The 12,531-nt window shown below is 63.1% G+C and carries 10 protein-coding genes; 5 read left to right on the top strand and 5 right to left on the bottom strand.

The features are described from left to right. Positions 1–10 precede the first annotated feature (10 nt). From OPIT5_09310 to OPIT5_09290, 5 genes are all read left to right on the top strand, one after another. Positions 11–1,429 carry a sodium:melibiose symporter gene (locus OPIT5_09310; GenBank protein AHF90368.1) on the top strand — a complete coding sequence of 473 codons (1,419 nt, stop codon included), beginning with the start codon at positions 11–13 and terminating at the stop codon, positions 1,427–1,429. Positions 1,430–1,561: 132 nt separating this feature from the next. Further along, positions 1,562–2,242: a type II secretion protein gene (locus OPIT5_09305; GenBank protein AHF90367.1), complete on the top strand. Its 681-nt coding sequence runs from the start codon at positions 1,562–1,564 to the stop codon at positions 2,240–2,242. A 14-nt stretch (positions 2,243–2,256) separates the two neighbouring features. Next, the gene (locus tag OPIT5_09300) at positions 2,257–3,096 is read left to right on the top strand and encodes a hypothetical protein (protein AHF90366.1); all 840 of its coding nucleotides are present in this window, start codon (positions 2,257–2,259) and stop codon (positions 3,094–3,096) included. Between the two features lie 12 nt (positions 3,097–3,108). Further along, a complete protein-coding gene (locus tag OPIT5_09295; protein ID AHF90365.1) occupies positions 3,109–4,914 on the top strand; it encodes a hypothetical protein in 1,806 nt (601 codons plus the stop codon). 249 nt (positions 4,915–5,163) lie between these two features. After that, positions 5,164–5,550, top strand: coding sequence for a hypothetical protein (locus OPIT5_09290; GenBank protein ID AHF94252.1), 387 nt, complete (start codon positions 5,164–5,166; stop codon positions 5,548–5,550). A gap of 15 nt (positions 5,551–5,565) precedes the next feature. On the opposite strand, the gene OPIT5_09285 is transcribed toward OPIT5_09290, so the two are convergent. The 5 genes from OPIT5_09285 to OPIT5_09265 form a co-directional block, all read right to left on the bottom strand. Continuing rightward, positions 5,566–7,479: a hypothetical protein gene (locus OPIT5_09285; protein ID AHF90364.1), complete on the bottom strand. Its 1,914-nt coding sequence runs from the start codon at positions 7,477–7,479 to the stop codon at positions 5,566–5,568. Positions 7,480–7,527: 48 nt separating this feature from the next. Then, entirely contained in the window at positions 7,528–8,916 is a 1,389-nt protein-coding gene (locus tag OPIT5_09280) for a transporter (protein AHF90363.1), read from the bottom strand. 39 nt (positions 8,917–8,955) lie between these two features. Next, positions 8,956–9,654: an N-terminal cleavage protein gene (locus OPIT5_09275; GenBank protein ID AHF90362.1), complete on the bottom strand. Its 699-nt coding sequence runs from the start codon at positions 9,652–9,654 to the stop codon at positions 8,956–8,958. Between the two features lie 238 nt (positions 9,655–9,892). Then, positions 9,893–10,873 (bottom strand): transcriptional regulator, encoded by a 981-nt coding sequence (locus tag OPIT5_09270; GenBank protein AHF90361.1) that lies wholly within the window; start codon positions 10,871–10,873, stop codon positions 9,893–9,895. Between the two features lie 281 nt (positions 10,874–11,154). Next, complete coding sequence (locus tag OPIT5_09265; GenBank protein ID AHF90360.1) at positions 11,155–12,354, bottom strand: hypothetical protein; 1,200 nt, start codon at positions 12,352–12,354, stop codon at positions 11,155–11,157. Positions 12,355–12,531 lie beyond the last annotated feature (177 nt).

Raw genomic sequence — 12,531 nt, 5'->3', positions numbered from 1 at the left:
TCCGCCCTCCGTGTCCACCAAACTCTTCCACAAGGTCCGGCCCACTGCTACCGAGGACAAGGTGCCTCCTTCCCGGCGCCTCGCCTACGGCATGGGCAACTTTTCCGACCACATCGGCACGGACACACTGATGTCCAATGCCAACCCGATCTTCAACATCGCGCTCCACATGGACCCGCGCCTGCTCGGCGTGGCCATCGGCATCATGCGGTTCTGGGATGCGATCACCGACCCCGTCGTCGGCGCCCTCTCCGACAACGCCCGCACCCGCTGGGGCCGCCGTCGCCCCTTCATGCTCTTCGGCGCGCTCGGCGCCGGCATCACCTTTCCCCTGCTCTGGCTCGTGCCTGGCGGCCTCTCTTCCACCGGCGTCTTCATCTGGTTCACGGCCTTCTCCATCCTCTTTTTCACGTTCCAGACCTTTTTCACGATTCCCTGGACCGCTCTCGGCTACGAACTCACGCCCGACTACAACGAGCGCACCCGCGTCATGGAAATCCGGGCCTACATGGGCACCGCCGTCGGCCTCGTCGTCCCCTGGACCTACGCCTTTACCCAGTTCCCGGTCTGGGGAGGCAGCACTCTCACCGGCGCCCGCTGGATGGGCGTCTGTGTCGGCATCCTCGTCATCCTCTCCGGCCTCATCCCGGTGATCTTTCTGCGCGAACGGTTTTTCAGGAAAGCCCAAAACCAGGACAAGATCCCCATCCTGAAATCGGTCGGGATGACACTGAAAAACAAGCCTTTCATCATGATGGTGCTCATCACCTTTTTCACCGTGGTGGGAGGGCGCACCGTCAACCATCTCGGCTTCTACATCGGGCTCTATTATCTCTTCAACGGCGACACCGTCAAACAAGGTGTCCTCGCCGGCGTCGGCGGCAATGTCGCCCTCGTCATCGGCCTGGCCTCCGTCTTCCTCCTCAACCGCCTCTCCCAACGTATCGGGAAACGCAAGACGCTCGCCCTTTGCCTGATCCTGCTGGTCATCAGCGGATTTGCCAAGTGGCTCTTCTACACTCCGGAAAATCCCTGGCTCAGTCTGGTCGTGCTGGCCTTTACCATGCCCTCCGGTTCCGGTTTCTGGTTGCTCATCTCCTCCATCAAGGCCGACATCTGTGACGACGACGAACTCAACACCGGCTTCCGCCGCGAAGGCGCCATCGGGGCCGTTTCCGCATGGATCTCCAAGCTCTCCATCTCGGCGACCGCCGTTCTCGCGGGTTTTGTCCTGGCCGTCACCGGCTACCACGCCGCCTCCGGCTCCGCCCAGGCCGCCGGTGTCGTCGATGCGATGCGCTGGTGGTTCTACATCATCCCTTCCGCCTCCGCCATCATCGCCCTCTTTCTCCTCTGGTGGTTCCCCATCACCGAAGAACGCGCCCGCGAAATCCGCGCCCAACTTGAAGCGCGAAGGGGAAAACTTTGAGAATGACAGAACTGCCCACCCAAAGATTTTTTCCAGACAGAATCCCATCCATCCCCCCCCAGGAGGCACAATGACATGATAGCCCGAAAGACAAATCACACCCCGAATTCCACCCATGCCGGGAAGTCCGGCATGAATGGCACCCTGAGTGCCTTTACCCTGGTCGAACTCCTTACGGTCATCGCGATCATCGGCATCCTCGCCGGCATCATGATCCCGGTCGTCGGAAAAGTCCGTGAAAGCGCCCGCAAAACCACCTGCCTGAGCAACGTTCGCTCAATCGGGCAGGCCCTTGTCATGTATGGCAATGACAACAAGGATTGGGGACCATCGACCGGTAACGGGCAGAAGGGCATGGGACACCTGTGGATCAATAGCGGCAGTGGCTATTACAATTTCGGACTGTTGTTGCCCTACCTGAACTTGCGCAGGCCGACGTCTTCCGCGACCAGACCGGAGTTGCCGACGATTTTCCAATGCCCCGCAGACCGCAGCCGCAAACAATACAACCTCGACAATACAACACGGGTGGAGACTTCCTACTGGCTGTCCCTGCAGGCGACAAGCGGCCCTTTCACGGCCAACAGTGACGAGGAGAAACCCACCCAGCTCTCTCAACTGCCGCCGCGCCGCGTGGTGATAGTCGATTTTTGCAAATGGTGGGATCCGGTCCTGGATGGCGCCTCTGCCAACAATCATGAGGGCAAGGGCTTTCATGCTTTTCGGATGAGTGGCAGCGTAACCTGGATACCGACAAGCAAAACATCCGGATCGGACTTTTCATGGAAATGGTCCAAGCTCGATGAGATCTGATTCTGTTTCCGGATATGATTCCTCGCCGATCATGCGGTGCCGCTCATCTTGCCAAATGCCGGGATCTGGCCTGGCTGCTTTTCATCAGCCTTGCCATTGCTCCCTTGCTGTTGACTGCCAGCGCCAATGTGGCTGACCCATCGCCCCGTTTGCCGGTTCCACTCATCACCGGATCGCTCGATCCGGAAGAGTGGAGTCAGGCGGCTCGCCTCGGTCTTCGTGATTTCTGGTCGCAGAAAACGCCCCCGCTCGAACCCACCGAAGTTCTCCTCCTCAATACCGGCGCCTCGCTCCGCATAAAATTTCTCTGCGAAGACCGGGACATTCGCTCCGCCACCGACCGCCAGCACGACGGAGAAACCTTTCGCGACGATTGCGTGGAGATATTTTTCGCCCGACCCGAACCCCGCGTCGCTGAAGGTCGCGGCCTCGAAATCAACGCCGCCGGCTCCATCGCGGACCTCCGCGCATGGACGCCACAAAAACTCGATTTTTCCTGGAACTCCGGAGCCACCCTTGTCGAAAGCCTTGCGATGGATTCCGCAGTGGAAAGCATCCGCTTCACGCTCCGGCGCGTTCCCGGTTTGCTCGCCCACGGAGGTCGCCAGGCTGCCGGTCCGGGCTGGATACTCGAAATCGATTTCCCCTGGATCTGGCTCCGCCGCGAACTTGGCCTGTCTGAAACCGCCCTGCCATACCCTCCGGAAATCCGCGCCAACTTCGCCCGCTGGAATCACGGCGCCGACGGCAAAATCTTCACTATCTGGTCCGATCCCGGTCTCAGCGTCCCCAAGCCCCATGCGCCTTCCCGTTACGGCTGGCTTGTCCTTGAGCACCGTTCACCGGAAAACTGATCTCGTATCCAAATGACAAACACAACATCCCCGGCTTCGCTCGACCGCCTCCGGTCTGTCTTCGCCCCGCAGATCGTCGGCATCCCTCCGACCAACGCCATTCGCGAGCTCATGCTCCTGCCCGATGGCGAAATCCGGCACTACGGCTTCCGTGGCAGCTTTGCCCGCGGCACCGTCCGCAATATCTACCTCTCCAGCCCCGACCACGGCTTTTCCTGGGTCGAGAACGATTCTCCGTCCCTTTCTCCAGGAGCCACTGTCCGCAGCCCCTGGTCAGGAGACTGGCTGACCCTCTTTTGCCACGAAGGCGGTCCCGTCACCCTTGAGGAGTTCCACAGCATCCGTGCCAACTGTCCGGCACCCGGCCTCTACCTCCACCGCTCCGCACAAGGCCCCGACGGCCCTTTCGCCACCACGCGCGTGGGCGACCTCCTCCCCCGAATGCTTACCCCGCGCCAGCCGCTTCCGCTTCGCTCCCGCAAACGCTGGCTCTTCCCCGTGCATGCGGCCACTGCTGCCGGCGGTAACGGCCGTCAACACGCCATCGTTTACCTCTCCGATGACGATGGAGCCACCTGGCGTTACGTCTGCCTCCCGGTGATTTCCGGCCCCGGTCTGGTCTGGCCTCACGAAGGGCTTCGCTGGGAAAACTGCGGAGCCGAACCCACCATCGCCGAACTTTCGGACGGACGTCTTCACATGCTCATCCGCACCGCGCACGACCGCTATTGGGAATCCTTTTCCGATGATGCGGGCGACACCTGGACGCCTCCCGCGCCCTCCCGCTTTTATGGCACGATCACGACCCCTCTTCTGTTCCGCCTCTCGAACGGGCGCCTCCTCTGTTTCTTCAACAACACCACTCCGCTTCCCGAGCCGGACCACGCACTCCAGCCCGGCCTCGGTCAGGATGTGATCGACGGCATCTGGGAGGATGTATTCACCAACCGTGACGCCATCCATGCGGCCCTCTCCGACGACGACGGAAAGACCTGGCGCGGATTTCGCGAACTCCATCTCAACGACCGCCGCAACGACATCGATTTTCGCAGTCGTGGCGGCAATGACGGCTCCCGGGACAAGAGCGTCCACCAGTCCCAGGCCGTCGAGCTGCCCTGTGGCAAGGTGCTTCTGGCGTTCGGACAGCATCCCGAATCCGCCCGCCTCCTTCTCTTCGATCCCGACTGGCTTCTGGAAACCGATCGCCGCGACGATTTCACCCTCGGTCTGGTTGACTGGAGCATTCACAGCTATCTCAAGAGTCGCGCCGGCAGCGTGCATGGCTACGCCGGCCACTGTTCCGCCAACCGCCGACCCGGCCCCGCGCTCATCCCGCATCCGGACGGCGAACCCAGCGAAGTCCTGCAGATTGCCCGTCATCCCGACCCCCGCCTGATTGAGGAAAAACAGGGCGCGGTCTGGAATTTCCCGGCCGCTCACGCCGGCCGTCTTGTGATTCACCTGCGCCAGCCTCCCGGCAGTGCCGGCACGCAAATCGCGCTCGTCGACCGATGGTTCAATCCCACCGATCCCGTCGTCGCCCGCTTTTCACAATTCGTCCTCAACCTCGATTCCGCCGGACGCATCAACAAATGCCCGTCGCTCACTTCCGGCCGTTGGCACCGCCTCACCATCGAATGGAATTTCCGCCAGACGCCTCCCGCTGTCTTCCGGATCGATGACGGCGAAAAGCACCCCCTTTCCCAAATCGCTCCCACGCTCGACGGCATCAGTTACCTGCACCTCCAGAGTGCAGCCTCCACTACCGACCCTCACGGAATCCTCATCCGGTCCGTCGAAAAAACAGCCCTTCGCTAGCCTGCATCTTTCCCGTTTTTCCGGTGCAAGGCCTTCAGATGGCAAAAGCAAGGAAAGGTTTATCGCGGCAACACGGTGATCAGGCGTGGCGGGTGTTCATTTTCCTGTATCCACACAGACGTGATACAGGGATTTCGTCCGTCCGGGGAATCAAGATGGCAACGTACCTCGTATTTCTTTCCATATGCCGAGATTTTTTCGACGACGACAGACCGGGTGCGTCCGTGCTTTTTCAGGGAATCACCTGAAGTGCTTCGGGGTGGGGTAGCCTGGACGGAGGTCTCATGCGGCTGCCACCGGTTCGATCTGCCGCGCATCGATAGTGCTGATGACGGAGCGCGCATCTTGCGTGATGAACTCCACTTCATACGCCTCATGTCCGGCATATATATGGACAACAGTGCCGATCTCCCCGGCACGCAAGTTTTCAGCGGGCAGTGGAGCGAGCAGCCTGACACGACTGTGCTCGGCGATAAGGCGGGGGCTGGAGTGGGCAGAGGCATCTCGTTCCCATTGGTGAACAAAATCGAGCACTGTGGCCTGTTCGGAGGCCGGAAGAGCCTTGATTTGTTCTATGACTTCGAGTGCACGCATGAGTTTCCAAGGTATACATCCGGCATTGAAAAACAAGGCTGAAGCCCTTCAAAAATATCACCTTCGGGCTGAGTCCTTCGCGGGACGATCCGCAGCGGCTTCGGCGTCGGGCCACGTGCCGGCGGGCGGGCTTTCGTTTTCGATGGAAGTGCGGGGGCGCGGGATTTGCGGGAGAGCCTGGCCATAGGCGAGCGCGCCGGCATCAGGCGCGGGACCGGTGAAGTAGCCCGGTTCGCAGCCGGGCAGGGGTTTTGAGAAGAGGGCGGAGAGATCGGCGCCGCGGGCGCGGGCGGGGCTGTCGGCGCGGAGCGAGACGTTGCCGGCGGCGATGTCGGCAAAACCGGGATCGCCGGTAGTGAAAATCCCGTGACGATCGATGCCGAGCGCGTGCGCCTGGCTCTCGCCGCCGGCCCAGGCGGGATTGTCGCCGCGGCGGGTGTAGACATTGTGGTCGCCTTTCCAGTTGGGCGGGATCGAGGGGTTGGCCCTCGGCACGCCGCGCCACCAGACTTCGCACCAGAAGAGGTTGTTGAAATAATGGTAGTCGGGGACGCCGATGCCGTAAACGGCGTTGGAGACGACGGCCGCGGGAGAGGTGCCGGTGTTGTGGTAGATATAGGCCACGGCGGGCAGGATCTCCGGCGAACCCTTGCCGGTGACGGTGGTTTTCCATTCGCCGGTCCTGGGGTCGCGGCGGTGGACGTTGTCCTTGCGGCCGAAGTTGCGGAGGTCCTCCTTGTTGTTCAGGAGGATGTTCCGGTAGACGTAAAAGGGTCCGTAGTCCGGCGCCTTCAGGCGGATGGCGCAGAGGGCGCCGTCGATGAGGTTGTCGTTCCAGTGGCAGTCTTCCTGCGCGCCGTTGGTTTCGAAACCGTCGTCGACGAGCGTGAAAAGGCGGTTGTGGTGGACGCGCAGGCCGCCGTCGGTGCCGCGGTCGCCCGGGGAAACGCTGATGCCGTCCCAGTGATGGTGGATGAAGTTGTCGTGGATGCGGTGGCCTCCGAGGGAACCGTTGATCTTGATGCCGTGCTTGTCGCTCCAGCCGCCGCGTTTGTTGGCGGTCCAGAGATCCCATGACGCGTGGGCCTTGGGACGGTTTTCACCCCAGGGGTTCCAGAAGATTTCGTTGAAACGGAGGGTGGCGCGGTCGGCGCGCGCGCCGAGGATGATGCCTTCCTCGGCCGGGCCGATCACGCAATCCTCGACAACGGAACCGAGGGAGTTGCGGATGAGGACGCCGGTGGCGGCGTTGCGCAAGGTGAGGCCGCGCACGACGCAGCGGTCGGTGCCGTCGATCAGGACGACCGGCCGGTCGGGCGGCGGGCCGACGGTGACGGCAAGCTCGCGTGGATCGGGATCGAGGGCGACGGAGGTGTCTTCGCCGGAAAGCGGCGCGTCGGGTGAAACGGCGCGCGAATGGAGGCGGAGGAGGAGTTGTTTTTCCCTGAACTGATAAAGGGAGAGCGCGCGGATGCCGGACCAGCCGGAGCCGGCGATGCCGTCGCGAAAGAGCGTCGGGTATTCCCAGTCGGCGCCGTGGCGGGCGCGGCCGGGCTGGACCCAGTCGTCGCGCAGCATGGTGATGGAGCGGCCCTCGACCGTGACGAGCCGCACCGGTTCGGCGACGGTGGCGCGATAAACACCGGGAGCGATGTCGGGGGCGGGTTCCCAGTCGATCCGGACGGGGTAACTGCCGTCGAGGATGGCGCCGGGTTCGCCTTCGAGGGTGACGGGGGCATTGTGCCGTCCGCCGGTTTTGAAGGCGACGCGTTCGCGGTAAACGCCGGCGCGGAGACGGACGGTGTCGCCGGCACCCGCGCGGTCGAGCGCGGCCTGTACGCTGGCGAGGGGAGCGTCGGCGGTGCCGGCCGCGTCGGGCCGGCCGAGCGGCGGCGGGGCGACGTGGATCGTGGCGGCGCGGACAGTGGTGAGGAGAAGTGCAAATGCGAGCAATCGGGCGGCGTAGTGCATGGTCAATTACGGACAGGATGTGCGGGAGGTTCCCGTGCCGTCGGCTCGTTATCCCGCATGGTGGCGGCGGGCGAGGGAGGCAAGGACGAGGATGGCGAGGCTGCCGAAAAGGGCTGCGGTTGCAGGTTCGGGAATGTTTCCGGACGAAAGGGTGAAGCCGTGGGCGAGTTCGGCAAAGGTGAGCGTGCCGGCGAGGTTTCCGGCGCCGAAATTGATGTAGGAGAGCGTGGCGTCGGCAAAGTCGTTGGTGGTGCCCGCGACAGAAAGGAGGCCGCCGTAGGTATGGTCGAGGATGCCGGTGCCGCGGAAATCGATGACAAAGGTGGCGGCGCCGCCGGCGGAACCGGTGAGGTCGTGGAGGAGGTTGCCGGTGAGGTTGAGGCGGGCGTCGGCAGAGGTGAGGTCAAAACCGAGGATCGCGCCGGTGGCGAGGGTGGCGCCGTGGAGAGTGAGAGCGGCATCGGTGGCGGTGACGAAGGTGGCATCCGTGGCAACGGCAAGCTCGCCGGTGGCGGCGAGCGTACCCGCGCCGCGGATGACGAGCGCGCCTTCTTCGACGAAGGTGCCGCCGGTCCAGGTGCTCTGGCCGGTGAGAATCTGGGTGCCGGCGCCGGTCTTGCGGACCGCGAGCGTGCCGCCGGTGCCGTCGACGAGCGCGGTGGCGGCGGTGAATGTGTCGGTGGTATCTGAAGTGTGAATACGAAGCGTGGCGCTGTTGCTGCTCGCGGAGGCGTTGCGCGAACCGTAGATCGTGGCGTTGTTGCTGGCGTCGGTGATGCCTGCGACCGTGGCGGTGCGGGCATAGCCGGATGCGGTAGCGGAATTGGTGATCAGGTAAACGGACTTCTCGTTGTTGCCGGTGTTGAAGGTCAGTTTGCCCAGCGAGTAGTCGTTGGAGACATTCAGGTAAATCTGGATGCTGTTGCTGCCGCCGCCCCCGCCGAGGACGGTTTCACCGATGGAGAGGTTGTTGAGCCGGCGGCCGCCGTCCATGCGGCCAAACTCCACATAGCCTCCGTTGGCGGCGAGATCGAGTTTCCCGATGCTGACATCGAGTCGCTGGTTGGTTCCCGAGTTGTTCTGGAAGGCGATCCGGGTGGTGTTGCTCGACTTGCCCACCGTCCCGGCGATGGTCAGCGAGTGAGTGGCATCGGTTTGGGGAGCGGCGAACGTGAGGGTCATGCCTCCGCTGGCGGCCGATACGTTGAGATTGTTGACCGTGTAGTTGCCGTCCACATGGACGGACGACGAGGAGGTCATCGTGAAGTGGGCGTTGTCGGCGGCACCGGGCAGGGCGTCGGGAACAGTGGATGTCCACAGGCTCGTGTCGCTCCACAACGAGGTGCCGCCGGCGGCAGAACGGGCGAAGTCGGCGGCGGGGAGCGTGGCGACGAGGAAGAGGATGGTCGCGAAGGCGAGGATGGCGTGTGTTTTCATGGTGAGGGTGGCGGTGAGGTTGAAACGGGGGAAGGGGTATCAGAGTTTCGATGCGGCGACATGGCCGTCGAAGTAGACACCGTTGCGGAGGTTGCCGTGGACGGGTTCGGGCGGGCAGTTCCAGGAGGCATCGGTGGTTTTTTTCTTGTCGCTGTCGCGCAGCATCAGGGTGCGCGAGCGGTCGGGGATCTGCTCGATGCGGAGCGCGGCGGTTCTGTTGTTCGAATTGCCGAACGGGCGGGAGTCGGAGTTACCCTCGATGAGACTGGACGTGTTGACGGCGTAAACGACCGCGTTGGTTTGAGCGGCGAGGTCGGAATATTTGCTGACAAACGAGGGGCAGACAAAAGCGGGCATGAGCACGGGAGACGCGTCTTCGGGGAGCCGGGTGCCGAGATAGTCGGCAATGTGTGCGCCGAGCATGTTCCAGTTGTTGCGATTGACCCAGGCGGTCTGGCCGCCGGCGAGGCCGAGATGGTTGTCTTTGTCCTTGATACCGCCGGGGAGGATGCCGCGGTGGTCGTCGGCAAAGAGCAGGACGGCGTTGGCGATCTGGCGGAGATTGGAGACGCACTGGGCCCGGCGGGCGCTTTCGCGGACTTTGCCGACGACGGGAATGATGATGGCGGCGAGGATGCCGATGATAGCGATGACGGTGAGAAGCTCGATCAGGGTGAACGCGGCGGCGGGCCGGAGCGGGCGCGAGGCTGCGCGGAGACGGCGGGAGGATGTGTTCATGGCGATGCGGGGAAGGGGAAAACAGCGAGTTGGTGGCGGTGACAGAACGGGGGGAGATTTTTGTAACGGTATGTAGCGTTACTCACGTTACATTGCCTGTCAAACAAAATATCACCGGCGTTTCATCTGTCGGGAGGGGGAGTCTGTGGCGCGAGGGCTGCGCAGGATGTCGGCGCTGCCGGCCTCCGCTTTCCGGTTTCGGCTTCCGGTCTGCCCGGAGCAAGCCGCGGTCTCCGGCCTATCGCGCCTTTACGGAAGAACTGCGGGCGACGAACTCGCCGGGCACGATGACGTGCAGGGCCTTGCCATGGATGTCGTGCGGGCGGAAGAGCAGCAGGTCGGCGGCGACCTTGCCCATCATGGCCCAGTCGGGGGAGTAGCTGCTGAGGCCGAGTTCACGGCCTTCGGTCGTGCCGTCGAAACCGACGAGGCTGCAATCGCCGGGAAGGTCGAGTCCGCGTTCGAGAAGCTGGCGGCGCACGGCGACGGCCACGCCGTCGGTCGCGCAGGCGATGGCGGTGAATTTTTTCACGTCGCCGAGGTGGGCGGAGAAATCGTAGCCGGGGTTGAAACGCAGGACGGGCTTCAGGCCGTGCGCCTGCATGGCGAGGATGTAGCCGTCTGCGCGCTCGCGGTAAAGTTCCGTGAGGTCGCCCTCGTCGAGGCCGAGATAGAGAATGCGGCGGTGGCCGAGGGAAATGAGATGGCGGGTGGCCTCGCGCATGCCGCGGAGGTTTTGCGCGACGATGCGGGGAAGGGGATTGTCGCGGATGTAGCTGCTGACGGCGAGGGTGGGCACGTCCCGGAAGCGGGCGGCGGTGTCGGGCGTGTAGCGGCCGAAGAGGAAGATGCCGCTGACGTTTTTCTTGCGGAGCAGCATCGGCGTCTCGTCGAGCTGGGGGAGGAATTCGACGAGGGTTTCGGCGCCGTTGTGCTGGCATTCCTGCTGGATGGCGAGGTAGATGCGGCGGGGGGTTTCGGATTCGAAGAGGGGCGACATGTCGGGACCGTAGGCGACGAGCCCCATGCGGCGGGCGCGCGGCGGCACCTCGGCGGCTGCGCGAGCCGGAGCGATCTCCCGGGAATAACCGAGCTTCGTTGCCTCGTCGATGATGCGCTCGCGCGTGGCTTCCGAGAGGTCGGGGTGGCCGCGCAGGGCGCGGGAGACGGTCATGACGGAGAGGCCGAGGCGGCGGGCGATTTCTCGTTGGCTGATCATGGAGGCGGAAAAGGCGGAGATGCGGGAGGCAGGGAGGGCGCGGGCGGGATGGAATGCTTGTAACGTTACAGGAGCACCGTTAACGGGAGGCTGTCGAGCGGGAAATGCGCCGGATGCATTGTCACATTGTCACGCGCCGCCTCCGCCATCCTCGCATAGGGCGTGGTGACGATTTGCGGCGGCAAGAGATCATCCGCTCGCATATGCGTCCCTGTCGCGCCACCGGACGCAGTCGCGCGGAGGGCGGGCAGCCTGAAATCAGGTCAGAAACCGACCGGCGCCTATTTGGCCGCCCCTGCCGCTTTTGCAGCGGCGTTCGGAGGGAGGATACGATTCCGTTCGCGCCAGACTGCGGGCAGGGACAGAAACGCTATCGAGACGAGAGCGATCAGCGTCTTCGTGAACTGGGAGAAGACCGGAGTGCGTCCGTCCACGTAGTAGACGGCATAGACGATCACGACATGCCACACATAGACATACAGCGAGTGCCGGCCGAGAAACCGCAGAAACCGGAGCGAGAACACCCACGCGACGGCGGCGGCGATCCTTTGCACGGCCACGCTGTGATGGCGCGGCCCGGCGATGAGAAGCCAGGCCAGCCCGACGGCAACCGCGGCGAAATTCACCAGATAGACCGGCCCGAAATCGGCGCGGATCTCCATGGTCGAGAATTTTTCGAGCATGAATTTCGGCATCAGCCCATACGCCGTCAGGATGCGCAGCGGCGCGAAGAAAAGGCAGATGGCGAGCGCCGCCTTGGGGAGGAAGGTTTTTTCGGGCGAGAAAATCCGCTGCCAGTCGATCTTGCGATCCGCCGTGAGCGTGCCGAGCACGAGGCCGGAGATGAACACGATCTGCCAGCCGAGAAGGTTGAAGCTCGCTCGCACTCCCTGCCCGTCGGCCCCCTTGGCCAGCGTGTCGAGTGGTCCGGTGAGGACACGGTGAAGGCCGAGCTGGCCGGCCATCCAGACTATCACCGATCCGAGCACCACATATCTCCATTTCCCCTGGAGGCACAGCCAGATCAGCATCGGGGAAAAAATCATGTAGATGATGTACTGGGGCAGGATGTCCATGATGGTCGGCTGGAACACGAACGTCATGATCGCCAGAAGACGCGAGGGATCGGCGAAGGATGTATCGCCGAGCCAGTTCCACCAGATCTCGTAGCCGCGGGGCAGCACGATCCTGGCCGCGAGGATCACGACAATGATGCCCATCGCGTAGCAGTAGAGCTCGAAAACCCGGTGCCACAGCTTCTGTTGTCCGGCGCGGTATCCGCCCTGCAGCATCTTGCGCGCGTAAACCATGCCCGCGAGCAGCCCCGAAAGGAACACGAATCCCTGCGCATCCTCCACAAAGGCCAGCTGCCGGTGGTTGATCTCGACGAGCCAGTAACCCCCGACAAACACGAGATGATTGATAAGCATGAATACGAGAAAATAGCCCCGCATTCCGTCGATGATTTCAAAACGTTTCATTATCCTGAGTCGTGGTCGGCGCGCCCGTCATGCCCGCCATGGATGGTAGTGATGAGAGAAAGTGAGATTCCTTTGCACCAGAAGCAGGCAGGACGGCTTGTCAAACCTCCGGCCGGCATATCTCCGGACGTCCCGATCCTGCTCCGGGTTTCGCGGAGGCAGACTGACGGGGTCAGG

This window comes from Opitutaceae bacterium TAV5, from assembly GCA_000242935.3.
In the GTDB taxonomy this organism is placed as follows: domain Bacteria; phylum Verrucomicrobiota; class Verrucomicrobiia; order Opitutales; family Opitutaceae; genus Geminisphaera.
Note: the sequence above shows the minus strand (reverse complement) of the source record. Positions and strands in the feature narration are given on the sequence as shown.

Coding starts and splice junctions, on each gene's coding strand:
- OPIT5_09305 (AHF90367.1), top strand. CDS start 1,562: ATGAATGGCACCCTGAGTGCCTTTACCCTGGTCGAACTCCTTACGGTC.
- OPIT5_09300 (AHF90366.1), top strand. CDS start 2,257: ATGATTCCTCGCCGATCATGCGGTGCCGCTCATCTTGCCAAATGCCGG.
- OPIT5_09295 (AHF90365.1), top strand. CDS start 3,109: ATGACAAACACAACATCCCCGGCTTCGCTCGACCGCCTCCGGTCTGTC.
- OPIT5_09285 (AHF90364.1), bottom strand. CDS start 7,479: ATGCACTACGCCGCCCGATTGCTCGCATTTGCACTTCTCCTCACCACT.
- OPIT5_09280 (AHF90363.1), bottom strand. CDS start 8,916: ATGAAAACACACGCCATCCTCGCCTTCGCGACCATCCTCTTCCTCGTC.
- OPIT5_09275 (AHF90362.1), bottom strand. CDS start 9,654: ATGAACACATCCTCCCGCCGTCTCCGCGCAGCCTCGCGCCCGCTCCGG.
- OPIT5_09270 (AHF90361.1), bottom strand. CDS start 10,873: ATGATCAGCCAACGAGAAATCGCCCGCCGCCTCGGCCTCTCCGTCATG.
- OPIT5_09265 (AHF90360.1), bottom strand. CDS start 12,354: ATGAAACGTTTTGAAATCATCGACGGAATGCGGGGCTATTTTCTCGTA.